At 31.3% G+C, this 25,359-nt stretch carries 25 protein-coding genes and 1 tRNA gene; 24 read left to right on the forward strand and 2 right to left on the reverse strand.

All coding sequences use genetic code 11. From position 1 onward, the window contains the following. Positions 1 to 64: 64 nt before the first annotated feature. From VJY38_RS13470 to VJY38_RS13580, 23 genes are all read left to right on the forward strand, one after another. Positions 65 to 3,064, forward strand: a complete 3,000-nt coding sequence (locus VJY38_RS13470; protein ID WP_353681246.1) for a TonB-dependent receptor — start codon at positions 65 to 67, stop codon at positions 3,062 to 3,064. Positions 3,065 to 3,095: 31 nt separating this feature from the next. Continuing rightward, complete coding sequence (locus VJY38_RS13475) at positions 3,096 to 6,404, forward strand: T9SS type A sorting domain-containing protein (RefSeq protein ID WP_353681247.1); 3,309 nt, start codon at positions 3,096 to 3,098, stop codon at positions 6,402 to 6,404. Between the two features lie 20 nt (positions 6,405 to 6,424). Next, positions 6,425 to 7,453: a PorV/PorQ family protein gene (locus tag VJY38_RS13480; RefSeq protein ID WP_353681248.1), complete on the forward strand. Its 1,029-nt coding sequence runs from the start codon at positions 6,425 to 6,427 to the stop codon at positions 7,451 to 7,453. 177 nt (positions 7,454 to 7,630) lie between these two features. After that, positions 7,631 to 8,998, forward strand: coding sequence for a GWxTD domain-containing protein (locus VJY38_RS13485; RefSeq protein WP_353681249.1), 1,368 nt, complete (start codon positions 7,631 to 7,633; stop codon positions 8,996 to 8,998). 6 nt (positions 8,999 to 9,004) lie between these two features. Further along, positions 9,005 to 9,880 (forward strand): lysophospholipid acyltransferase family protein, encoded by an 876-nt coding sequence (locus VJY38_RS13490; protein ID WP_353681250.1) that lies wholly within the window; start codon positions 9,005 to 9,007, stop codon positions 9,878 to 9,880. Further along, positions 9,868 to 10,914, forward strand: coding sequence for a glycosyltransferase family 9 protein (locus VJY38_RS13495; protein ID WP_353681251.1), 1,047 nt, complete (start codon positions 9,868 to 9,870; stop codon positions 10,912 to 10,914). The genes VJY38_RS13490 and VJY38_RS13495 overlap by 13 nt, the downstream gene beginning before the upstream one ends. A 34-nt stretch (positions 10,915 to 10,948) precedes the next feature. Beyond that, positions 10,949 to 11,791, forward strand: coding sequence for a M23 family metallopeptidase (locus VJY38_RS13500; protein WP_353681252.1), 843 nt, complete (start codon positions 10,949 to 10,951; stop codon positions 11,789 to 11,791). 10 nt (positions 11,792 to 11,801) lie between these two features. After that, on the forward strand, positions 11,802 to 12,173 hold the full coding sequence (locus VJY38_RS13505) for a bactofilin family protein (protein WP_353681253.1): 372 nt from the start codon (positions 11,802 to 11,804) through the stop codon (positions 12,171 to 12,173). After that, positions 12,166 to 12,402 (forward strand): AtpZ/AtpI family protein, encoded by a 237-nt coding sequence (locus VJY38_RS13510; RefSeq protein ID WP_353681254.1) that lies wholly within the window; start codon positions 12,166 to 12,168, stop codon positions 12,400 to 12,402. The genes VJY38_RS13505 and VJY38_RS13510 overlap by 8 nt, the downstream gene beginning before the upstream one ends. 389 nt (positions 12,403 to 12,791) lie before the next feature. Continuing rightward, a complete protein-coding gene (gene atpB, locus VJY38_RS13515; protein ID WP_353681255.1) occupies positions 12,792 to 13,631 on the forward strand; it encodes a F0F1 ATP synthase subunit A in 840 nt (279 codons plus the stop codon). A gap of 19 nt (positions 13,632 to 13,650) precedes the next feature. Then, positions 13,651 to 13,869 (forward strand): ATP synthase F0 subunit C, encoded by a 219-nt coding sequence (gene atpE / locus VJY38_RS13520; RefSeq protein WP_353681256.1) that lies wholly within the window; start codon positions 13,651 to 13,653, stop codon positions 13,867 to 13,869. A gap of 38 nt (positions 13,870 to 13,907) precedes the next feature. Further along, positions 13,908 to 14,453 (forward strand): F0F1 ATP synthase subunit B, encoded by a 546-nt coding sequence (atpF, locus tag VJY38_RS13525; RefSeq protein WP_353681257.1) that lies wholly within the window; start codon positions 13,908 to 13,910, stop codon positions 14,451 to 14,453. 2 nt (positions 14,454 to 14,455) lie between these two features. Continuing rightward, on the forward strand, positions 14,456 to 15,010 hold the full coding sequence (atpH, locus tag VJY38_RS13530; RefSeq protein ID WP_353681258.1) for an ATP synthase F1 subunit delta: 555 nt from the start codon (positions 14,456 to 14,458) through the stop codon (positions 15,008 to 15,010). Between the two features lies 1 nt (position 15,011). Then, complete coding sequence (atpA, locus tag VJY38_RS13535; RefSeq protein WP_434968577.1) at positions 15,012 to 16,568, forward strand: F0F1 ATP synthase subunit alpha; 1,557 nt, start codon at positions 15,012 to 15,014, stop codon at positions 16,566 to 16,568. A gap of 8 nt (positions 16,569 to 16,576) precedes the next feature. Continuing rightward, positions 16,577 to 17,461 (forward strand): ATP synthase F1 subunit gamma, encoded by an 885-nt coding sequence (gene atpG / locus VJY38_RS13540; protein ID WP_353681260.1) that lies wholly within the window; start codon positions 16,577 to 16,579, stop codon positions 17,459 to 17,461. A 52-nt stretch (positions 17,462 to 17,513) separates the two neighbouring features. Continuing rightward, positions 17,514 to 18,848, forward strand: a complete 1,335-nt coding sequence (gene ffh / locus VJY38_RS13545; protein ID WP_353681261.1) for a signal recognition particle protein — start codon at positions 17,514 to 17,516, stop codon at positions 18,846 to 18,848. Positions 18,849 to 18,881: 33 nt separating this feature from the next. Further along, complete coding sequence (gene rpsP, locus VJY38_RS13550; RefSeq protein WP_353681262.1) at positions 18,882 to 19,310, forward strand: 30S ribosomal protein S16; 429 nt, start codon at positions 18,882 to 18,884, stop codon at positions 19,308 to 19,310. Between the two features lie 76 nt (positions 19,311 to 19,386). Then, entirely contained in the window at positions 19,387 to 19,620 is a 234-nt protein-coding gene (locus tag VJY38_RS13555; RefSeq protein ID WP_353681263.1) for a KH domain-containing protein, read from the forward strand. Between the two features lie 11 nt (positions 19,621 to 19,631). Then, complete coding sequence (gene rimM / locus VJY38_RS13560; RefSeq protein WP_353681264.1) at positions 19,632 to 20,147, forward strand: ribosome maturation factor RimM; 516 nt, start codon at positions 19,632 to 19,634, stop codon at positions 20,145 to 20,147. Continuing rightward, on the forward strand, positions 20,134 to 20,817 hold the full coding sequence (gene trmD, locus VJY38_RS13565) for a tRNA (guanosine(37)-N1)-methyltransferase TrmD (RefSeq protein ID WP_353681265.1): 684 nt from the start codon (positions 20,134 to 20,136) through the stop codon (positions 20,815 to 20,817). The genes rimM and trmD overlap by 14 nt, the downstream gene beginning before the upstream one ends. A gap of 2 nt (positions 20,818 to 20,819) precedes the next feature. Next, positions 20,820 to 21,167, forward strand: a complete 348-nt coding sequence (gene rplS / locus VJY38_RS13570) for a 50S ribosomal protein L19 (RefSeq protein ID WP_353681266.1) — start codon at positions 20,820 to 20,822, stop codon at positions 21,165 to 21,167. A 44-nt stretch (positions 21,168 to 21,211) separates the two neighbouring features. After that, positions 21,212 to 21,970, forward strand: coding sequence for a hypothetical protein (locus tag VJY38_RS13575; RefSeq protein WP_353681267.1), 759 nt, complete (start codon positions 21,212 to 21,214; stop codon positions 21,968 to 21,970). 30 nt (positions 21,971 to 22,000) lie between these two features. Then, positions 22,001 to 22,336: a hypothetical protein gene (locus tag VJY38_RS13580; protein ID WP_353681268.1), complete on the forward strand. Its 336-nt coding sequence runs from the start codon at positions 22,001 to 22,003 to the stop codon at positions 22,334 to 22,336. On the opposite strand, the gene VJY38_RS13585 is transcribed toward VJY38_RS13580, so the two are convergent. Continuing rightward, positions 22,328 to 22,942, reverse strand: a complete 615-nt coding sequence (locus VJY38_RS13585) for a YqaA family protein (protein WP_353681269.1) — start codon at positions 22,940 to 22,942, stop codon at positions 22,328 to 22,330. The two genes, VJY38_RS13580 and VJY38_RS13585, sit on opposite strands and share 9 nt — an antisense overlap. 127 nt (positions 22,943 to 23,069) lie before the next feature. Between VJY38_RS13585 and VJY38_RS13590 the strand changes: the two genes are divergently transcribed. Further along, positions 23,070 to 24,893, forward strand: a complete 1,824-nt coding sequence (locus tag VJY38_RS13590; protein ID WP_353681270.1) for an AMP-dependent synthetase/ligase — start codon at positions 23,070 to 23,072, stop codon at positions 24,891 to 24,893. A 272-nt stretch (positions 24,894 to 25,165) separates the two neighbouring features. On the opposite strand, the gene VJY38_RS13595 is transcribed toward VJY38_RS13590, so the two are convergent. Then, positions 25,166 to 25,240, reverse strand: a tRNA-Arg gene (locus VJY38_RS13595). Between the last annotated feature and the right edge of the window lie 119 nt (positions 25,241 to 25,359).

A 25,359-nucleotide genomic window follows, 5' to 3' on the forward strand; every position in this document is an offset into this window, starting at 1 on the left:
ATTTACAATTTTTTTCCTTTCATTAACCCTTTCTTAATTAAAATAACAAGCTAAGGAGTAAAGTATGCATCGAAGAATTTTTTACTTTTTGCTATTACTTGCTCTTTTTCCTGCATTGTTAACAGCAGGAACAAAGGGTAGAATCAAAGGTAAAGTAGTAGATTTGCAGACAGGCGAACCATTGATTGGTGCCAACGTTATTGTTATGGGTACCACAACTGGTGCAGCCACTGACGCAAATGGAGAATATGTACTACAAAACCTTGACCCGGGTGTTTATACTGTTAGAGCATCATACCTGGGATATCAATCAATAACTATTTCAAATGTGCGTGTAAATGCAGACCTCACAACTTCATTAGATTTTCAGTTACCAAGTGAGGAAATACAGGTTGGCACTGTAGAAATTGTAGCACAGAAACCACTTATACAAAAAGATAATACAAACGCAGTAAGAATTACAACAAGTGAAGATATACAGGCATTGCCTGTTCGTGGAGTAAATAATATAATAAGTTTAACAGCTGGTGTTACACTTCAAAATGGAAATATATATATCCGTGGTGGTAGAAATGATGAAGTCGGATATTATCTTGAAGGTGTATCAATTAAAAATCCAATTACAGGAAATCGTGGTGTAACAATTTCACAGGATGCTCTTGAAGAAATTCAAGTTCAAGCAGGTGGTTATACTGCAGAATTTGGTGGTGCCAATGCTGGTATTATTCGTCAATCATTTAAATCTGGTGGCACTCAACTTAAAGCTAGTTATGAATATATTACTGATAATATAACATTCAAAAGCAAAGATAATGCTTTTGATGGTAAAAAACGTCTTGGTGCATACTGGTGGGGATATCACGAAGAAAGTGGAGTATTAAGTGGTCCTCTATTTGATAATAGAGTTAAGTTTTTTGCTAATATTAATTATGTATATCAGCGAGATCCCGAACCCCAGCCATATCCAGGAATGAATTTAGGAATTTTAACAGATAATATATCAGGTGATACAATTAATTTCGTTTATCCAGCTGGACCTCGAAAAGGGGTACAGGAACAATATTATACTTATACAGGAACATTGAATTTTGATTTAAAACCAGTTTTAATAAGATTAGCTGGTACATATACAACATATAATAGTGATGTTTGGGCAGATAATCCTATTAGAAATATTCTTCAAACTCGTCGTGGTAGAAATGAACAAGCAAATGGAGCATTAAATCTTAAAGTAACACACGTATTAAGTGGCTCAATGTTTTATGAATTATCAGCTGGATATTTCTTCTCAAATAGCGAAACTTATACTCCTGGCTTGGGTTCTAATTACTGGGCATACGGAGATAGCGTAGCTAATGCAGAAGTTGGATGGACTATTCCAAGAACTGCAGCTGATATTGCAAATGGGGTTTATGGAAGATATGTTAGCCCAACACAAGCAAGTATCATGGGCTTCTATTTTAATAGAGATGGATCAATACCAACAGGATATGGAAAAAATAAAAGAGAAGGGATTTCACTTAATGGTGCTTTATCATTTTTGTTAGGTAAACATCATTCTTTCAAAGTTGGTGGTGAATATCAACAATATGTATTGAGAAATTGGGGTTTACGTAGTCAGGTTAGTTTAGCTGCGTCACTTAATAACTGGTTGGTAGCTCATCCAAATGCTACAGAGGATGAAATCACAGCAGCAAAGCGTCAGTTCATTTTAACCAGAGGTGTCAATAACTATGGTTATGATGTTTTTGGTAATGAAACAGATGAAGGATTCTTTGATGCTCCACATAAACCAGTTTTTGCTGCTGCATACATCCAGGATAAAATTGAGTATGAAGATTTAGTAATAAACGCAGGCTTAAGATTTGATTATATTGATATTGATAATCTTACATTTGTAGATCCAAGTCAACCAGATTTAGCAATCAATCCTCAAACTGGAGAATTGTACGAAGCTGGTTGGAAGAAGGTACCAACATTTAGTGCAGTAAGTCCTCGTTTAGGATTTTCATTTCCTGTTACAGATAAAACAGTATTCCATGCTCAGTTTGGTAAATTTGTACAACAACCAGCACTTAATACTGCTTATTTAGGTTACTATGAATTAGCTTGGGAAATTAAAGGTGGCTTTTTTATTTCAAGACCAGCTGGTTCTAATATTAGACCAACAAGAACAACTCAATATGAATTAGGATTTACTCAACAATTAACAGATTTTATGTCATTGGATATTACTGGTTACTATAAAGATATAAAGGATCAGGTTCAATTTGTAAATCAACCAGTTGTTAGAACATCTGCATTCCAGAATTATAATATTTTAGCAAATGGTGATTATGCTACTACAAAAGGAGTAGAAATAACTCTTAATATGAGAAGATATCAGAGATTAGCAGTTAATGCTACACTTTCATTCCAGGATGCCAGAGGTACAGGTTCGAATCCATATTCAAATAGTGGTGTTGTTGGTGCTCCACTTGATGGTGTTACAATATTTGTTCCTAAATATATTTCACCACTTCAATTCAATCAAGCAATTAAAGGAAATGTTAATATAGATTATCGTTTTGGACCTAAAGATGGACCTTCTTTACTGCAAAATTTTGGTATATCCTTGCTTGCAATGTTTAATAGTGGACATCCATACACAAGAGGATTTGGTGCACTGAATGCGGAATCAGATGCTCGTTTCCGTCAACCACTTGAAGCTTTGAATGCATCAACTACTCCTGGTGAATTTCAGGTTGATTTACGTGTAGATAAAACATTTAGATTATTTGATAGACTTTCTCTCAATGTTTATGTATATGTAATCAACCTGTTTGATAGAAAGAATGTAAGAAATGTATTCTTGAGAACAGGTTCGGCTGACGATGATGGTGTCATTTATAATCCAGAATTAGCACAACAGTTACTTTCCACCTATGGTGATCAATATATAAATCTCTATAAAGCAATCAATATTGATTACCAGCAAGGATACGGTGGTGTTCCTGGTGCAACAACTAACTTATTATATGGACCACCTCGTCAGATTCGACTTGGTATCAGATTAGAATACTAATTTAGTTTTGAAAAAATAACAGGAGTAAAAAATGAAAATAAAGTTAATTAGATATTTAAGTTTTGCGCTAATACTAATAGCGTTTACTTCATTGGCACTTGCAAAAGGTGGTGGCGATAAAAAATCCACCAGACTTAACAAGAGTCTCGGAACGCCAGTTTATACCAAAATTAATATAAATAATATTTCTACCTGGATTAAAAATGATGGTGAAACTGACATAAATCAAAATGGTAATTCCGGTTTTGTATTTCCAAAAGGAAGTAATAAAACAGCGGTTTTCCAATCTGGTTTCTTGTGGGGTGGTAGAGTAGATGGACAGTGGAGAGTTGGAGGTTCAACATATAGACAGGGAACAGTTCCAGGACGTATTTTACCAAATGGACAACCTGCAAATCCAGATGATCCGGATGTAAGAATTTATAGAGTTAGAAGAGATTATAAAGATGGCGATTTAAGTGCTGAATTGGCTGATGGTGATGGACCTTCTATTGAAGCTATTAGACAACAATATGAAAAGGACTGGAATGAATGGCCAGCTGATCAGGGAGCACCTTTCGAAGATGTCGATGGCGATGGTAAATATAATCCTCAGATAGATATACCTGGAGTACCAGGAGCCGATCAGACAGTTTGGTTTGTTTGCAATGATTTAGATCCAGCTCAAACTGATTATATGTATGGTTCTCTTCCAATGGGCATAGAGGAACAGGTGACTGTTTGGGGTTACAAAGCTACAGGTGCATTAGGCAATATGATATTTAGAAAATTCATTATTATAAATAAAAATCCAGAACAAAAACCATTTACAGAAATGTATGTTTCTATGTGGAGTGATATTGATGATGGAGACGCAGGTGATGATTTTGCAGGTTGCGATACAACTCTAAGTTTAGGATATTGTTACAATGCAAATGCTACAGATGCAGTTTATAACCCGCTTCCACCTCCTGCTGTTGGTTTTGATTTCTTCCAGGGTCCTATTGTTGCCGGAAGTGCTGAAGATAAAGCCATTTATAAAGGTAAATATGTTGAAGGAAAGAAAAATCTTCCAATGACAGCTTTTTATTTCTTTATTAATGGTGACCCAATATATAGCGACCCTGATTTAGGATTGTATGAAACAGGTGCATTACAATGGTATAATTTGTTTAGAGGAAGAATTTCTACAAGTGGTGATCCATTTGTAGATCCTACTACAGGTCAACCAACCAAATTTACACTATCTGGTGATCCAATTACAGGCACTGGCTGGATTGATGGAATGCTTCACCCACCGGGAGATAGAAGAATTGGTATGGTTTCCGGTCCTTTTGAAATGGCTTATGGTGATACACAGGAAGTTGTAGTTGCTGAAATTGCAGCAGGTGCTATTCCTGGTGTTGATAGACTTAGTGCTATTCAATTATTAAAGTTCTATGACTTACAAGCACAATTAGCTTATGATAATTTCTTTAATGTTCCGAAAGCTCCACCTGCCCCTGCTGTATCAGTTGCGGAAATGGATAGGGAAGTTATACTTTCTTGGGGAAGTGATTTAGCAAAGGTAAATGCTACAGAGTCCTACTCACAAAGTGGTTTTGAATTTGAAGGTTATTGTATATATCAACTACCATCAAGAACAGCCCAAGCAAATGAAGCTAAGTTAATAGCAACTTATGATAAAGTAAATGGTGTTCTTAAAATTAGTGATTTAGAATTTGATGCTACATCTGGAGTAGTACAGAGTAGAGTTGTAAAATTTGGTACAGATTCAGGAATTAAACGTTATATAAGTATTAAATCGGATGCTTTTAAAGGTGGAATGCCATTAAACAATGGAAGTAAATATTATTTTGCAGTAACAGCATATGCATATAATCCAGATCCAAATGCAGTTCCTAAAGTACTAGAAAATTCGATTGAAGTTATTGAAGTAACACCTCAACCACCCAAACCCGGTGTAAGATACGAAGCTTCATTGGGTAAAGAAATTGTTGCTACACATAAATCAGGGTTTAGTGATGGTAAGGTTACAGCATTTGTTGTTGATCCAACAAAAGTTACCGGACACAAGTATGAAGTTAGTTTTGATGTAGATGGATGGATTTTAAAAGACCTAACAACCTCCACTACAATATTAACAAAACAAACCAACCAAAAAGCTGATGACTTATCTCCAATGGTTGATGGTATGTTAATAAAAGTTTCCGGTGCGCCAAATGATTTCAAAGATTTTCTTGTAACTGCAAATGCAAATGGACCACTCGATCCACCTGAATATGGTGCTTTTGCATTCAATAATAGTGGATTCCCGCATCCATCTACAGGTGATAGACCGACACCAAGGCAACAGGTTCGTGGTGGTTTGTGGGGTATTCATACTGGAAATATAGATGATGCCTCTTTTGACTTTGATTTCTTTAAAACAAGAGTAACTCAGGGAGGCGCACGCTGGCCAAGAATAATACCAAATGATTTTGAAATAAGATTTATACCAGGTAAAGCTTTCTTATATCCAGGAAGTGATTATGGTGGACATGGTAAATTAGTAGATGTTCCATTCCAGTTATGGAATATTGGAACAAAATCTGATGCAAGTGATGATGTTCGTTATTTCCCGTATATACTTGATGCTAATGAAAATGGAGTATTTGATTTATCAGGTATTGATCATCCAATTTCGGGTAGGGATGATGATCCAGAAACAGATTGGATTTATTGGGTAATTCCAAAAGATATGACGCCTGGCGAGAGTGGTTATAATGCAATTGTTAATAAAATACAAACAGAAGGTGATGCTAATCACGAGTATATGGATGGAGCAATAATGAGCGGTGATGCAATGCGTCGTATGGTACTGGTAAACTGGAACGGTGGAAGTGTCTCTGATGCAAACTGGCCTAATAATGTTAATAGTCCAATGCCAGAAGAAGGAACAGTATTTAAGATAATTACTACTAAACCAAATCTACCAGGTTCTGATGTATTTGAATTCACAGCTCCTTCAGTTACTGTAAGTACTGAACTTGCTAAAGAAGATGTAGAAAAGATTAATGTTTTCCCAAATCCATATTATGGCGTTAATCCTCAAGAAATAAATAAATATCAACGTTTTGTAACATTTACTCATCTACCGCAAAAGGCAACAATTAGAATATTTAACCTTGCAGGTCAACTTGTTAGAACAATTAGAAAAGATTCACCTGAACAATTCCAGAGATGGGATTTAAATAATGAGAGTAGTTTGCCTGTTGCAAGCGGTATCTATATTGTTCACGTTGATATGCCAGATTTGGGTAAAACAAAGATTTTAAAAGTAGCTATCATTCAAGAACAACAAGTTCTTGATAGATTCTAAAAAATTGAAGGAGACTGAAAATGAAAAAAATAAATTTATTTGCAGTTATACTTTTAACACTACTTACTGTCAGCAGTCTTTTTGCTGGTGGAGGAAGTCGTAATGGTACTGCTGGTGCTACAGAATTACTGGTTCCGGTTGGTGCTCGCGGTATCTCGATGTCAGGTGCAACTATAGTTGGTGCAACTGGTGTTGAAGCTTTATATTGGAATCCAGCTAATCTTGTTCGCGGAGAGTATAATACTTATGCAATGTTCTCTCATATGAATTACATTGCAGATATTAGTGTTGATTATGGTGCAGTTTCAACTAACATTGAAGGATTTGGTGCTTTAGGATTTACTATAAAATCTATTGGAATAGGTGATATCCCTGTTACTACCGTAATTAATCCAGATGGAACAGGTCAAACCTTTAGACCATCATTTGTTACATTGGGTGTTACTTATTCAAGAATGTTAAGTGATAGAATTTCTGTTGGTGTTACAGCTAATCTTATAACCGAAAGAATTGAATTGGTTTCTTCTACTGGTATAGCATTTAATATGGGTATTGCTTATAAGAATTTAGCAAATGTTGATGGATTAAGCTTTGCAGTAGTACTGAAAAATATTGGTCCTCAAATGAAATATGATGGAAGTGGTCTAAACGTAAAAGCAATTTCAACAGATTTAGCACGTCCAACTCAGTACTATAAGATTGATGCTGCTTCGTTCGAATTACCATCAACATTAGAATTGGGTTTGGGTTATAATTTACAAATTAATGAATCAAATGCCTTAATGGTTAATGGTGTATTTCAAAATAGTAACTTTTATGGTGATGAGTATAAATTGGGTGCTGAGTATGGATTTAATAATACCTTATTCTTAAGAGGTGGATATATGTTTATGCCAGAACTAGATAGTGATAGCAATGTATTTGGTTTAACAGCTGGTTTTGGTATAAACTATGATTTAGGAGGCGTTGGTTTAAAATTAGATTATGCTTATCGCCAGGCTAAATTCTTTGATGCTAACCATGTATTTACTATTACATTAGGTCTATAATTCAGTTCTAACTTAAAAAAGAAGCCCTCTGAAAAAAGAGGGCTTCTTTTTTTTTAAAATTCCTTTTCTTTTTTATAATAATATTAACATACTTCAGCAACTATATTGTAGAATTGATTATATTTTCCTAAATGATTAAATATAGTACCTAAAATTCTATTAATATCGAGGAGATAAATGAAAAAAATTGTTTCATTTATAATAATATTATATTCCCAGCTTTTTGCTCAATCCGAATTGGGATTTGAATTTGATTATGCCCGATTTAAATATGATTCAAGTTCAGTGTATATGGAATTTTATTACGAATTAAATACTACTAATATGAAAGTTAGAGAAACTGATGCAGGACAGGTCAAAGAAGCAATCGTTCATATTGAAATGAAAAATTTAGAAGCCGATACTTTTTTTATAAATAAAGACTGGAAAATTACACATCAGATTAATGAGCAGAGCGATAATCAGGACAGAAATTATACAGGAGTAATTGGTTTTATAATATCAAAGGGAAATTATTCCTTGTTGATTAAAGCTTATGATGTTGCAAATCCTTCTTTCAATAAAGTTATTAATGAGAAAATTATAGTAAATCCATTTAAAGATAATAAATATTCAATAAGTGATATACAAATTGCTACAAATATTAAAAAAGATGGAGCTGATCCAAATTCAATTTTCTATAAAAATACTCTCGAAGTTATTCCAAATCCATCTATGACTTACACCGATAAAATGCCAATGTTATTTTATTATGCTGAACTTTATAATTTATTATTAGAAGATGCCGATAATGAATTTAAGCTATTCAAAGTACTTTATAATAGTATTGGAGAGAAAGTTTTTGAACAATCTAAAAAGATTAAACAAAGTCAAAATTCATTTGTAGAAATTGGAACAATAAATTTATCTAAATTACCAACCGATTCTTATAATCTTGTTTTCAGTCTTGTTGATAACAAAACAAATCAAGCATATATATCAACTAAACGATTTTATTACTATAACGCAAAATATATTGATACTTCAAAAGCAAAAATTGTAGATAAAGGTGTACTTGGGAGCGAATTTGCAATATTAGATAAAAATGAATGTGATAAAATGTTTTCTCAGATAAAGTACATTGCAACTCAACAAGAAATTGATCAATATAAAAAGTTAGATTCTTTAGCTGCAAAAAGAGAATTTTTATATAATTTCTGGAAACAACGCGATCCCGACCCTTCTACCTCAATAAATGAATTTAAAGAAGACTATATGAAACGTGTTGAATATGCAAATAGAAATTTTAGTATTTATTCTAAAGAAGGATATTTAACCGATAGAGGAAGAGTTTACTTAATTTATGGTGAACCAGATCAAAGAGATTATTACCCAAGCGAAGCAAATATGAAACCTTATGAAGTATGGTTTTATAATCAAATAGAAGGAGGAGTAAGTTTTATTTTTGGTGATGTTACAGGATTTGGAAATTATGAATTACTCCATTCTACTAAGAGAGGAGAAGTTAGAGATGATAACTGGCAACGACGATTAAGTACTCAATAAAGAAATATGTTCAACAAAAATAAAATTGAATATTTTTTCTTTCGTCTTTTTAATAAAATTCTTCGATTTATTGGATTACAAAAAGCAAGAAAACTTGCTAAGTTTTTAGGTACTTTTCTTTATTATTTTATTCCTATCAGAAAAAAAACAGTAATAAGTAATCTTAAAATTGCTTTTCCAGAAAAGTCACTAAAGGAGATAAAAAAAATTGCAAAAAAAAATTTCCAGAATATCTTCATCACATTTGTTGAATTGATGCTCATTCCTTTCTTAAAACTGGATGAAATAAAATCTCAAGTATGGTTTGATAACCTGGATTTAATTAGTAATAAAATTAAAAATGGTAAAGGTCTTATTATTTTAACAGGACACTTTGGTAACTGGGAAATATTAATATCATCTATAGTTGCTTATATCAATGCTAATTATCATGTTTTGGTAAAACCTCAAAGAAATCAATATATAACAGAGTGGCTTAAAAGAACTCGTAGCATAGGAAATACTAATGTTATACCAGTAGGTGTTTCAGTCAAAGAAATAATTAAAGCATTAAAATCAGGTGAAGTTGTTTTAATTGCTGGCGACCAGCGAGGTCCAATCGATGGTGCGAGATTTAATTTTTTTAACCATCAAACTGCTCTATATACTGGTACTGCTTCAATTGCTCTTAAAACTAATTGCAATATTATTCTGGTTGCTTGTGTTAGACAACCAGATTATAAATATATAATTCATGTTGAAGAATTAAACTTTGAAAATTTACCAGACGAAATAGAGAAAAGACCAATCGAATTAACCCAGCGATATATATCATTTCTTGAAAAATATATTAGATTAAATCCCGAGCAGTATTTCTGGATGCATAAGATATGGAAATATTGAACTCTAAAAAGAGAATTTTAATTATACAAACAGCATTTCTGGGTGATGCAATTTTAACATTGCCAATGATTCAAAAATTGAAAGAATATTATCCTCAATATTATATCGATGTTTTATGTATACCTTCGACTTCAGAAATTTATAAAAACTCTCCTTTTGTTGACGATGTTATTATATATGATAAAAAAAAGAATCAAAAATCTTTGATTGATTTATTTTATTTAATAAAAACCATTCGAAAAAAAGAATATTCAAAAGTCTATTCTCCACATCGTTCATTTCGTTCTGCAATTATATCAAAATTTTCTAATGCCAGCGAGACTTTTGGTTTTGATAATGCCTCTTTTAATTTTTTATATAAGTATAAAATGCATTATGAAAAAAATAAGCACGAAGTAGAGAGAAATTTAAAATTAATTGGATATGATACATCAAAGAATAACTGGAGAATTTTACCATCAATAAAATATTCTGAAGAAAGTGAACATAAAATTAATGAGTTATTAAAATTTATAACCAAAAAAATTGTTGCTATTGCACCTGGCTCTGTCTGGAAAACAAAAATTTATCCAAAAGAATATTATGAAGTAATTGTCAAATATCTTACAGGTCTTAATTATTTTGTTTGCTTAATTGGTAGTAGCGATGACAAATTAATCTGTGAATATTTGAATGAAAAATTTCCTGATGATACTTATTCACTAGCAGGTAAATTAACTGTAATCGATACAATAACTCTTCTAAAAAAATGTACACTGCTTATTTGTAATGATAGCGCACCTACTCATATGGCAATGGCGGCTAATATTCCAACATTAACAATTTATTGTTCAACAATTCCAGATTTTGGTTTTTATCCGTATAATTCTAAAAGTGATTTTATTTCATATAATGATTTGAAATGTAAACCATGTGGTATTCACGGATATAATCAATGTCCACTAAAAACTTTTGATTGTGGCTATTTACTTACTCCTCAAATGGTTATAAATAGAATAAACCAGTTAATAAATATCGAGAAAAAAAACTCATAATTTCATATATTTGATACAACATCAATAAATAAAAATGAAATTTTTAAACTTAGATAAGCTAAAAAGGATATTTTTTGTAATAACACCAAACCTGCCAGATTCAAGTACAAAAACTTATAAGTTCAGTATATTTAGAAGTATTTTGTATATATCGATTTATACTTTGATTTCATGGATGATATTAATCTTTATACTTTCTATTACACCATTAAAAGATTTCCTTTTTGTTCTTGATAATCAGGAATTAATTGCTCAACGAAAAAAAATAAATGAACTTCAGGAAAAAGTTAAACTACTCACAGGTGAATTAGAAAGTATCTCTTCTACAAATGAAAAGATAAAATATTCATTAAGACTTGCAACAAGAGATTCTTCTGACACATCAAAAGCAATTTACGATACATTAAAGAAGAAAATCACAAAAAAGATTAATTTAGGTGGAAATATTTTACTTGCATTTAAGGAATTGTTTAGTAAATTAAAAAATGAAAATTACGAATTGGTTGATTCCATAGTATTCATAGCACCTGCAATAGGTATTTTAACAAAGGGCTTTGATCCTAAAATTGGCCATTTAGGTGTAGATTATGGACTTAAAATTGGTACGCCAATTTATGCTTCTGCAGGTGGTCTGGTTATTTTTGCAGATTATACTATAGATTATGGATACACAATTATAATTCAGCATGACTCTGATTACATTACAATGTATAAACATTGCTCAATCCTACTTAAAAGGCCACAAGATTTTGTTAGACAGGGCGAATTAATTGCTCTTAGTGGAAACTCTGGAAGGAAGAGTACAGGTCCACATCTTCACTTCGAATTATGGCATAAAGGAAAACCTTTAAATCCGGAAAGGATAATTATAAAGTAAAGGAGGAACCATGGCTTCTAAAAAAGATTTACATGAAGAAGAAATAAGTATTATTAGTAGTGGAGTTAAAATTGAAGGCAATCTAACAAGTGAAGGAAATGTAAGAATTGATGGTATTGTTGTTGGAAATTTATCGATTAATGGTAATTTAACAATTGGTGATACATCTGAAATTTATGGAGAAATTAAAGCTCGAAATATTACAACAAATGGTAAAGTTGAAGGAAAAATTTATGCTTCAGAAAAATTAAAATTAGAACCTAAATCTATAATTAAAGGTGATTTAATTACGAAAACATTAATAATCGAAGAAGGGGCAATTTTTGAAGGTCATAGTTCGATGAATGGAACACAACCTTTAAATCAGAAAGGAAATGATTAATTTTGAAAAATATCCCAATAAAATTGCAGAAACTTATAGAAACCTTGGTCCTTATTTAGGATTAGGCACTCAATTAGCTGCTACAATAATATTAATGTTTTTTATTGGAAGATGGCTTGATAATATTTTTAATACCAGTCCAATTCTAATGTTAATATTTTCTTTTTTAGGTTGCTTTGCGGCAGTATATAATTTTATTAAGACAGTTCTAAAATTAAATAAAAAATAGTTTGGCAAAAAAAATAAAAATATCTGCTGCATTTATTACTTTTTTATTCTTTTTGCTTCTATATTTATATTACTCAAATATCATAACAGAATTGCAATTCAGATCTATTCTTTTTGCAATGATAATTGCTGTCATCAATTATATTTTATTTTTAATATTATTTAAAATTTCAATTAGAGATAACTCAAGCTTTTTTTTAATTAATCTTGGAGGAATGGTAATCAGGATAATTATCATGCTTGTTTTGATTTTTATAGTAGTAAAATTCTTGAAAGTTGATGAATATAGATTTATATTTGCTTTTTTTATAATGTATTTTTTGTTATTAATTAATGAATTGTATATAGTAATAAGCACTTTATCAAGGAAATCTTACGGTAAACATAAAGATGTTATCCGATAGCACAACTGTAGTTGATACTTTGCAAACCTCGCATACTGGTAGCCAGGATACTGGCTGGATAATGCATCATATTCTTGATTCAAAAGAATTAGATTTAACACCATTTGGTATAATTCATCTTCCGGAAATTCATTTATTTGGGTTTGATATTTCAATTACCAAGCACGTTGTTTTTATGTGGATTGCTGCTCTAATTTTGATAATTACTTTTATCAAAGTATCAAACTCTTATAAAAAATCTTTGGTCCCAAAGGGAATTACAAATTTGGTAGAAGTATTAATCATTTTCGTGCGAGACGAAATTGCTAAACCTACAATAGGTTCAGGTTACGATAAATTCTTACCATATTTACTAACAGTTTTCTTTTTCATTTTAACCTGCAACTTTTTAGGATTATTACCTTATGCAGCTACATCCACAAGTAATATTGCAGTAACTGCAACACTGGCAGGGATATCATTTTTAGTAATCCAGATTGGCGGTATAATGAAAAATGGATTGATAGGTTACTTCAAAGGTTTAATTCCACATGGAATACCATGGTGGCTTACCCCCATTATGTTTTTGGTTGAAATACTTGGTTTGTTTACTAAACCATTTGCTCTGGCTATCCGTCTTTTTGCTAATATGACTGCAGGTCATATTGTGATTTTAGCATTATTAGGTTTGATTTTTATTTTAAGAACTTATTTTGTAGTTCCTGTTTCAATAGCATTTGCTTTGTTTATTTATTTACTCGAAGTTTTAGTAGCTTTAATTCAAGCATATATATTTACAATGCTATCTTCTTTGTTTATTGGGATGGCATATCATCAAGAACATTAAAATAAAAAGGAGGATATCAATGGAATTTGTTTATTTAGCAGCTGGTATTGGTGCAGCACTTACTGTTATTGGCGGTGCATTTGGAATTGGTAAATTAGCTAGTGCAGCTATGGAAGCAAGTGGCCGTCAACCAGAAGCTGCAGGAGAAATTAGAACCTCAATGATTATAGCTGCTGCTTTAATTGAAGGTATTTCTTTGTTCGCTCTGGTTATTTGTATTCTTTTAGCATTGAAATAATGAGTTAATTATTCTCTTTCAAAATAGGGAGTAGATTTATGAATTTCGGCAATTTGCTTTTTGTTATTTTACTTAGTAGTGGTGAATCATCAGGGAGTCCACTTGATGTTAATCCTGGATTGATATTATGGACTATAGTTACTGTGTTTTTTCTGATACTGATTCTATCGAAATTGGCATGGAAACCAATATTAAAATCCCTTAATGAAAGAGAAAATTTAATTAGAGAATCACTTGAAAAAGCTGAAAATGCTAGAAAAGAAGCAGAAAGATTAATTGCAGAAAATAAAGCTAATCTTCAAAAAGCAGAAGCAGAAGCACAGAAAATTATTGATCAGGGAAGAGAATATGCAGAAAAATTAAAATCGCAAATTCTCGAAGAAAGTAAAAATCAGGCTAAGAAAATGATTGCAGATGCTCAGAAAGAAATAGAAAGAAAAAATGCCGAAGCATTCCAGAAATTAAAAGAGCAAATTGCTGATATTGCAATTAGTGCTTCCGAAAAAATATTGAGAGAAAATCTTGATAAAGAAAAGCAATTGAAAATAGTTTCAAGATATTTAGAAGATCTTTCTAAAAATTAATTATGAGTGTTTTTAGAATATCATATCGTTACGCTAATTCATTATTTCAACTTGCTGAAGAAAAAAATATTTTAGATACTTTGGCTGAAGATGCAGAGTTGATTTATTCAACATTGTATAATTCGAAAGAATTACGTTCTTTACTCAAAAATCCTGTTCTTAAAACCGATAAGAAAAAAGAAATTTTATTTGCTGTATTTAATAATATTAGTTCTGCAATGAAGGACTTTTTAAACTTCATTGTTGATAAGAACAGAGAAGATATATTGATGGAAATTATGAATGAATTCTTGAACCTTATCGATAATAAAAAAGGAATTTTAAGAGCAGAAGTTGTTTCTTCAGTTGAATTAGATGATAATCTAAAAAATGAAATAATTTCTAAATTAGAAAAAAGAGAAAATAAAAAAGTTGTTGCTAAATTTAGTGTCAATCCAGATATAGTAGGTGGTTATATTATAAAATTTCGCGATACAATAATTGATGCTTCCCTTATTCATCAATTAGAAAGATTAAGAATAAAGTTTTCTGAAGATATAAGTATTACGAACAATTAGGATGAAAAAAATGATAGAAATTAGACCTGACGAAGTTTCTGCAATATTAAGAAAACAGCTTGCTGGTTTTGATAACGAAGTGGATGTTTATGATGTTGGTACAGTATTACAGGTTGGTGATGGAATTGCTCGTGTATATGGTTTAACGAAAGTAATGGCTAGCGAGCTTGTAGAGTTTCCTAATGGTGTAATGGGAATGGTTCTTAACCTGGAAGAAGATAACGTAGGTTGCGTGTTGTTTGGTGAAAGTACTTTGATTAAAGAAGGTGATATTGTAAAAAGAACAAAACGAGTTGCATCTTTCCCTGTAGGAGAAGGATTGCTGGGAAGAGTTGTAGATCCACTCGGTCAACCGCTGGATGGAAAAGGGAATATACAATTTGAAAAGTACTCTCCTATTGAAAGAAAAGCACTTGGTGTTATTCAACGTCAACCTGTTAAAGAACCACTGCAAACTGGTATTACAGCAATTGATGCAATGATTCCTATAGGAAGAGGACAGAGAGAATTAATAATTGGAGATAGACAAACAGGTAAGACTGCAATTGCAATAGATACAATTATTAATCAAAAATATACACATACAGAAGAAGCTAAAAAATATGGAATTAAACCTGTATATTGTATTTATGTTGCAATAGGCCAAAAGAATTCAACAGTTGCTCAGGTTGTTGCTAAGCTCGAAGAATATGGAGCCATGGAATATACAACAGTTATCTCTGCTCCTGCTTCTTCCCCAGCTCCACTTCAATACATTGCACCTTATGCTGGAGCAACATTAGGTGAATATTTTAGAGATAATGGAAAACATGCTCTTGTAGTTTATGATGATTTATCAAAGCAGGCAGCTGCATATCGCGAATTATCATTACTTTTGAGAAGACCACCAGGAAGAGAGGCATATCCTGGCGATGTTTTCTATTTGCACTCACGCTTGCTGGAACGTGCATCAAAATTGAGTGACGAAGAAGGCGGCGGAAGTTTAACTGCACTTCCTATTATAGAAACACAGCAGGGAGATGTTTCAGCTTATATTCCAACAAATGTTATTTCTATTACAGATGGTCAAATTTATCTTGAACCGAACTTATTTAATGCAGGCGTTCGTCCCGCTATTAATGTTGGTATATCTGTTTCTCGTGTAGGAGGCAATGCACAAATTAAAGCAATGAAGAAAGTTGCTGGTTCATTAAAATTAGATTTAGCTCAATACCGAGAACTTGAAGCTTTTGCCAAATTTGGTTCTGATCTTGATAAAGCAACTCAAAGAACTCTTGCCAAAGGAGCTCGACTTGTTGAATTGTTAAAACAGGGACAGTATTCACCAATTCCTGTTGAGAAACAAATTGTTAGTGTTTTTATTGGTACAAATGATTATCTCGAAACAATTGATATTAAAGATGTTAAGAGATTTGAAAAAGAATTTCATGAATATGTTGAATTAAAATATCCTGAAATTTATGAAAATATAAGATCGACAAAAGAATTACGTGATGATACAATTCAACTTCTTAAAAAAGCTGCTAGTGAATTTTTAGAAAAGTTTAAGAAAAGTTAATAAAATTAATGGCAACCTTAAGAGATATTAAAAGAAGAATCGTTGGTGTTAAAAGCACTCAGAAAATTACTAAAGCCATGAAAATGGTGGCTGCAGCAAGATTGCGTCGTGCACAGGATAATATTATAAATGCAAGACCCTATTCTCGAAAAATTGCCGAAGTTTTATCTCATTTGCTAAATGTTGAAAAGAATATTAATAACCCTTTAATTAAAGAACGAGAGATTAATAATGTAATAATTGTTGTTGTTACGTCAGATAGAGGTCTATGTGGTAGTTTTAATGTAAATGTTATAAGACAGGTAGAAGAATTAATTCAAAAAGACTATAAAGAATTATATGATAATGGAAAAATTTTTCTTTATTGTGTTGGTAAGAAAGGTTATGACTACTTCTCAAGAAAAAAATATATTATAACTGGAACCCACCAGGGAATCTTCTCCCACTTAAAATTTGAATTCGCTTCCGGTATAGTCAAAGAGTTAATGCATAAATTTTTAAATGGAAAAGTTGATAAAGTTTTGCTGGTTTACAATGAATTTCGTTCAATTATACAACAGAAAACTGTAGTAGAGCAATTTTTACCAATTAAATCTTTTGCTAAAGAAGATTATGATGAAAGAATAGTGCCTGAATTTATATATGAACCTAATAAAACTGAGATTATTAATTTTCTATTACCAAAACATCTGAATGCTCAAATGTGGAAAGTTTTACTTGAATCTTATGCTGCTGAACTTGGTGCTAGAATGACTGCAATGGATATGGCAACAGAAAATGCAAAAGAACTTATTCGCATACTACAGTTAAATTATAATAAAGTAAGACAGGCTACCATTACCAAAGAAATAATTGAAATTGTAACCGGAGCGAATGCACTGAAAGAAAGCTAATCTATAGATTTTTGAAATGAATTTCCTTTTTATTATCTTTTCATAGGATATTATGCTTGAAGATTTAACAGAGAAATTAGAAAGAACTCTAAAAAAAATTACAGGTCAGGGTAAACTAACCGAAGAAAATATTTCTGATACCCTGCGAGAGATAAGGCGTGTTCTTTTAGATGCTGACGTTAATTATAAAGTAGCTAAACAATTTATTGAAGATGTAAAAGCTAAAGCTCTGGGAAAAGAAGTATTACTTTCTGTAACTCCTGGACAGCTTATAACTAAAATAATTTATGATGAATTAACAAAGCTACTTGGCGGAAGTGGTGCTGAACTTAAACTAAATCCTTCTGGCATAACAGTAATAATGTTAATCGGATTACAGGGATGTGGAAAAACAACTTTCAGTGCTAAATTAGCCAAGTACTTAAAAGAGCGAAAAAGAAATGTTCTTTTAGTAGCTGCAGATGTTTATCGGCCTGCTGCAATTAATCAATTGAAAGTTTTAGGTTCTCAAATAAACGTACCTGTTTTTTCAATTGATGATAGCACAGATCCGATAAAGATAGCCTGCGAATCACTGAACTATGCTAAAATAAATAAACTTGATACAATAATTATTGATACTGCTGGAAGACTTCATGTTGATGACGAAATGATGGAAGAAGCCGCTGCAATTAAAGCAAAAGTGAACCCAACGGAAACATTATTTGTTGTTGATTCAATGACAGGGCAGGATGCTGTTAACTCGGCTAAAGCATTTCATGAAAAAGTAGATTTCGATGGTATCGTTGTTACAAAACTCGATGGTGATGCAAAAGGTGGATGTGTACTTTCAATTAAAGCAGTAGTTGACAGACCGATTAAATTTATAAGCGTTGGTGAAAAACTTGATTCGATTGAAATTTTTTATCCTGATAGATTGGCTTCCAGAATTCTGGGTAAAGGTGATATTGTTACATTGGTTGAAAAAGCTCAACAGCAGGTAGATGAAAAAGAAGCAGAAGAACTGGAAAAAAAATTATTAGCCAATAAATTTGACTTTGAAGATTTCTTAAAGCAGATTAAAATGATAAAAAAAATGGGTTCTTTAAAATCACTTTTATCTTTAATACCGGGTGTGGGTTCTGCTCTTAAAAATGCAGATATAGACGACAAACAATTGGTAAAAGTAGAAGCCATAATTCAATCTATGACAAAAGAAGAAAGAAGAAATCCTAAAATATTAAATGGTAGCAGGAGAAAAAGAATTGCTCGAGGTAGCGGGAATTCAATTCAGGATGTAAATAGATTAATAAAACAATTTAATCAAATGCAACAAATGATAAAAATGTTAAATTCAAAATCGGGTAAAGCTGGAATAATGAATCTGAAAAATTTTAAAATGAATTAATATTTTAAAAACTATAAAGGAGGAATAAATAAATTGGCAGTTAAGTTAAGACTGAAAAGAATGGGAAAGAAAAAACAGCCTGTATACAAAGTAGTAGCTGCAGATGCTCGTTCGCCAAGAGATGGTAAGTTTATTGAAGCAATTGGATTATATAATCCTAAAACAGAACCAGCTACTATCGAAATAAAAGAAGATAGAGCATTATACTGGTTAGGTGTTGGAGCTCAACCAACACAAACCGTAAGAAGTTTACTTTCTCAAAAAGGAATTTTATTGAAAAGAGATTTAATGAAACGCGGACTTTCTGAAGAACAGATAGCTATTAGAATGGAAGAATGGAAAAAGTTAAAAGAAGCACAAATTGCTGAAAAATTAAAGAAAGCAGAAAAAACAAAGTCAAAAAAACAATCTGAAAAAGCAGAAGATAAGTCAACAGAAGAAAACAGTGCAGCGGAAGTATAGGGTACTGCTTCCGAAGAAGCTAATTATAGCAAAGCATTAAATAGGTACCCTTAGTCATTTAATTATAGGTATTCTCATGAAGGAATTTATTGAATTTATTGCAAAACACCTTGTTGATAATCCGGGGAATGTTTCAATTGAGGAAGCAAAACCCGATGAAAAAACAATCGAACTTACACTTAAAGTAGGTGCGGAAGATGTTGGTAAAGTTATTGGAAAACAAGGTAAAACAGCTCAAGCAATGAGAACTCTTCTTACTGCTATTGCAGCTAAAGAAGGGAAAAGAGCTATACTAAAAATTCTGGATTGATTTTTTGTCAAGTGAAAGATTTAATATTAATTGCTGTTGTAAGATCAGTCTTTAATAATGAAGGATTTGTTTTAGTAGATTCGTATAGTGATTTCAATGACAGGTTTTTTAATTTGAAAACTGTCTATATAGAGTTTTTTGGAAACTCAAAAGAATTTATTGTTGAAAAAGCAGATATAATCGATAATAATGTTGTGCTCAAAATAAAAGGTTTTGATAATTACGAAGATGCTGCACTGTTGATAAATAAAAATATTTATGTTGATATTGAAAATGCTGTTAAATTAGATAACGATACCTATTTTATACATGATTTGATTGATAGCGAAGTTTATAGAAATGGTAAGTTACTTGGTTATTTAAAAGATGTTATTGTTCTTAAATCAAATGATGTTTATGTGATCAAAGATTTAGAAGGTAGAGAAATTTTAATACCTGCAGTAAAAGATTACATAAAGAGTTTTGATCCTAAAGAAAAAAGATTAGAATTAGTAGAAGATTGCGATTTGCTTTATGATGAGGATTGATGTTATATCTGCTGTGCCAGATTTTTTTAATAGTCCTTTAAATACTAGTATAATTAAACGAGCACAGGATAAGAAGAAAGTTGAAATTTATGTGCATAATTTAAGAGATTATGCTTATGATAAACATAAACAAATAGATGATAAACCTTTTGGTGGTGGACCGGGAATGTTATTAAAACCCGAACCGTTCTTTGAATGTATTGAAAAACTTTTGAATGAACGTAAGTATGACCATATAATTTTTCTTACACCTGGTGGTAAGTTTTATGACCAGGAAATGGCTAAAAGATATTCTCTTGCTCAGAATATAATGATTCTAGCAGGACATTATAAAGGTATTGATGATAGAGTTCGGCAAAAATTTGCAACTGATGAAATATCAATTGGAAATTATATATTAACAGGAGGAGAAATTCCTGCTCTGGTGATTATTGACTCTGTTGTTAGATTAATACCTGGAGTTCTTAACGATAGTGAATCTGCTTTAAATGATTCTTTAATTGATGGAAATTATATTGAAGCACCATATTTTACTCGTCCTGCTGAATATAAAGGTTTAAAAGTACCTGAAGTTTTGCTTTCAGGTCATCAAAAAAAAATTAAAGAATGGAAAGAAGAACAATCAAAAATTTTAACAGAAAAATGGAAGAAGATAAATAATCTGGAGTAACAATGGATAAAATCAAAGAAATAACAGAATCTCAACTACGAACCGACTTACCTTCATTTAAACCTGGAGATCATATTCGTGTACATGTTAGAGTTATTGAAGGGGATAAAGAAAGAATTCAACCTTTTGAAGGTGATGTTATAAACATCAGAGGTACTGGTTTAAGCAAAACTTTTACAGTCAGAAAAATATCCAGTGGTGTTGGTGTTGAAAGAATTTTCCCTTATCATTCCCCTAAGATTGCTAAAATAGAAGTATTACGAGAAGGTAAAGTTCGAAGAGCAAAATTGTTTTATTTGCGTAAGCTTTCTGGAAAAGCTGCTAAGATTAAAGATAAAAACCAAACATAATGGAGTAAAGCCGCTAAATACTGGCGGCTTTTTTTATTTGTATTATGAATATTTATTTACCAAATAATATCTATTCTTCAATTTTTGAATCTATTATTCCGAAAAGCGAAGAGATTAATATATTAAAAAAAGAAACAGCTCTTTTAGCTAATCAACTTCTTAGAGATGAATCTTCCATTGCACTTATTCCCTCGCTCGAACTTATTAATCACAATGAATTTTTTATTTCTTCAAAATTCAGTTTTTCTTTCGATGGTCTTTTATCTTATGCATATTTATATTTTACAGAAAATGAAAAAAGCATTAATAAAATTTTTATTAGAGCTGATGTATCTATCAATGAAATTATATTGACTAAAATTTTATTTGCAGAAAGATATTCAATCTATCCAGAGATAACCCTTGATACATCAAATAAAATCAGTCCAGGAAATGATTATGTTGTAAGTGGCGATGAAAATTTTACTTTGTGGGATGTTCATCACGGAATAAGTTTTGCTGATGAAATTTCTGACCTTATCAGTTTGCCTTATGTTAACTTTTTATTTGCTTCTCAGAATAGAAATTCTCTGGAATATTTTAATAATCTTTTCACAGAAGTTGATGCAAAAATTGAAGATAATATTGATAATATTCTTCAACCTCTAAATTATTCTGATAATGTAAAATCATTTATCAAGGAAAATTTAGGTTCAATTTATTTTGAATTGACTGATAATGAAATTGAAGCATTAAAAGAATTAATTAAACTTGTCTATTATCATGAAATTATTGATGATATATTCGATCTGAATTTAGTTTAGAATTATCAACAATATACTAATGAGTATAGCATGACCGAGACAATTCTAAATATCTATTTAATTATCGAGAATAATAATGTTGTGGCTTTTAAGGCTATATCATATGACATAGAAGGAAACGATGAATATAAAATTAAATTCCTGAAGCAAAATGCAATAAATGATTTTACAAAAGCATATTATTTTGAAGCCCCAAGAAATCGAAAAGGGGAATTTATGTCTTATCGAAAGTTCTCAAAACTTGAATCGCAAGGAATGCAATTTCAACTATTTGAAGAGATATTTGAAAGATTTAATGTCCCCCAAAATCCTTTAATTTGTGTAACTCCAGTTGTAGATGGTAAAATATTAGCACAGTTAGATTAAATATTTTATTACAGCAAATCCACCAATTAATAATGCTGTAAAAGCAAAAGCAAGCCAGTTAAAGTATTTATCTATGAAGGTTTTAATTTGTTCTCCATATTTCCATATTAAAGCAGCTACAATAAAAAATCTCCCGGCTCGACTAATAATTGAAGCTATTACAAACATTAATATATTTATTTCGAATGCACCTCCGGTTACTGTAAAAACTTTGTATGGAATAGGAGTAAAACCTGCGGTAAATATTATCCAGAAATTCCATTCATCATAAAGCTTCTTTACATCATAAAATAATTTATGAGTAAAACCTGGAACATTTGAAAAGAAAAAATCTGCTACAGGAGAAAATTGATGATCAATTGTCCACCACAAAAAATGACCTATTCCATAACCAGCAAGTGCACCTGTAACTGATGCTACTGTACATATGAATGCAAATTTAAAAGCTTTTTTTTGTGAACCAAGAACAAGTGCAATTAATAATGCATCAGGTGGTATAGGGAAAAAAGAGGCTTCTGCAAAAGAAAGTACAAACAATGCTGTAGGTCCATATGGTGTATTAGCCCAGTGCAGGACCCAATCATATAATTTTCTTAATATTTTCATAAAATGATTATAATTTTGAAATGTAAGTATAGTAAAAATAAAGCAAATCAATTAGTCTAATTGTAAAATTTGTTGTTGCTTTTTGAAAATACTAAAATTATCTTGTTCTAAAATTTAGGAGGTAATAATGCCAGTACTGAAAGATTTTAAGACAATTCCAGAACTTTTTAATTTTATTACAACCGAATTTGGCAAAGGAAAAGAAAGACCTGTTCTTAAACATAAAGTAGATGATAAGTGGGTTGGTATAACATATGATCAGCTATACGATGAAACAGTTAATTTTGCATGTGGTCTTGCATCTATAGGTGTGAAAAGAGATCATAAGGTTGCTATTATTTCAGAAAATCGTCCTGAATGGGTTTACTCTGATATGGCAATTTTAGGATTGGGTGCTGTCGATGTTCCAATTTATCCAATATCTACTTCAGAAACTATCGAATACATACTAAATAATTCAGAATCAATAGGTGTAATTGTTTCAAATAAATTTCATCTGAATAAAATTCTTAAAGTCAGAAGTAATTGTAAATATCTAAAATTTATTATTGTAATGAATAATAATGATAAGACTAATGATAAGGATGTATATGCTTTTAGTGAAATCCAAGCTAAAGGAAGAGAATTTAGAAAAGAGAATCCAAATTATTTTAAAGAACAAAGTGAGATATGCAGAGAAACAGATTTATGCACAATTATTTATACTTCCGGTACTACTGGCGAACCGAAAGGTGTAATGCTTACTCATCGAAATATAGTATCTAATATAAAAGCTGCTCACGAAGTATTTTATATTGACGAAAATGATATATTCCTTTCATTCTTACCTTTGTGTCATATTTTCGAAAGAATGGCCGGATATTATACTGCTTTTTCTTGTGGGGGTACAATTGCATATGCAGAATCAATTGAAAAAATAGCAAATAATTTATTGGAAATAAAACCTACAATTGTAACAGCAGTGCCAAGATTATTTGAAAGAATGTATTCTAAAATAAAAAGAAGTGTTGAAAGCCAATCTGAAAGAAAACAAAAAATTTTTAACTGGGCTATTGAAACAGGTAAAGAATATCAATTAGCAAAAAAATCCAGTCAACCGATTCCTATTTCTCTTTTACTAAAACATAAATTAGCCGATAAATTAGTTCTATCGAAATTAAGAGAAAGAACTGGTGGAAGAATAAGATTTTTTATATCTGGCGGAGCTGCTTTATCTCGCGAACTGGGACTATTTTTTGAAGCTGCCGGTATACTCATTATAGAAGGTTATGGATTAACAGAATCATCTCCTGTTATTGCTGTTAATCGTCTCAATGATTATAAGTTTGGAACAGTTGGAAAACCTTTGCCTGGAGTAGAAATAAAAATTGCTAAAGATGGAGAAATTCTGGCATCGGGTCCTAACATTATGTTAGGCTATTATAAAAATAAAAAAGAAACCGAAGAAACAATTAAAGATGGATGGCTTCATACTGGTGATATTGGTGTATTTGATGCAGAAGGATTTTTAATTATAACAGATCGGAAGAAACATTTATTTAAAACTTCTCAAGGTAAATATGTTGCTCCTACACCAATTGAAAATATGTTCCTTGCAAGTAAGTATATTGATCAATTTGTTATCATTGGTGATAGACGTATGTTTATAACTGCTCTTATTGTGCCAGACTTCGAAGCATTAAAAGAATATGCCGATGCAAATAGAATTCAATATAGTAGTGTTGAAGAACTGGTGAAAATGAAACAAATCTATGAATTACTTGATAAAGAACTTGATCAATTTCAGAAAAAACTCGCCAACTTTGAAAGAATTAGAAAATTTGCAATACTTGATAAACCATTTAGTATTGAAACTGGTGAACTTACACCATCACTAAAAGTTAGAAGAAAAGTAATTGAAGAAAGATATAAAGATTTGATTGAAGAAATGTATAAAGGTTTGGAAGGATAAATTTTTTAATACTCTGAATCTCAAGAAATTCTGGAATTAAGAAACGATAACTTTTTCTAAATTGAATTAATAATTTGCAAGGTTGGTTGGGAATAAATAAAGTTGATTATTAAAGCCTGAGAGGACTCGAAGCACCAACCAACCCCGTCTTTAGACGGACAGCTATCCATTATAAATTAGAATTGATTTAGTACCCCCGAGAGGACTCGAACCTCCGACCAACCTCGTCTTTAGACGGGCTGCTCTATCCATGATAAATTGGATTGATTTAGTACCCCCGAGAGGACTCGAACCTCCGACCAAGAGTTTAGGAAACTCCTGCTCTATCCATACTGAGCTACGGGGGCACAAATAAATTCAGCAATGCAAATATAAAAAAAATTATTCTCTTACTTTACTCGCTATAACATCGTCGTGAAAGAAGCAAAATAAATTTAGTTATAAGATTGATAATACTTCAATCTTT

The sequence above is a fragment of the Rosettibacter firmus genome (assembly GCF_036860695.1).
GTDB lineage: Bacteria > Bacteroidota > Ignavibacteria > Ignavibacteriales > Melioribacteraceae > Rosettibacter > Rosettibacter firmus.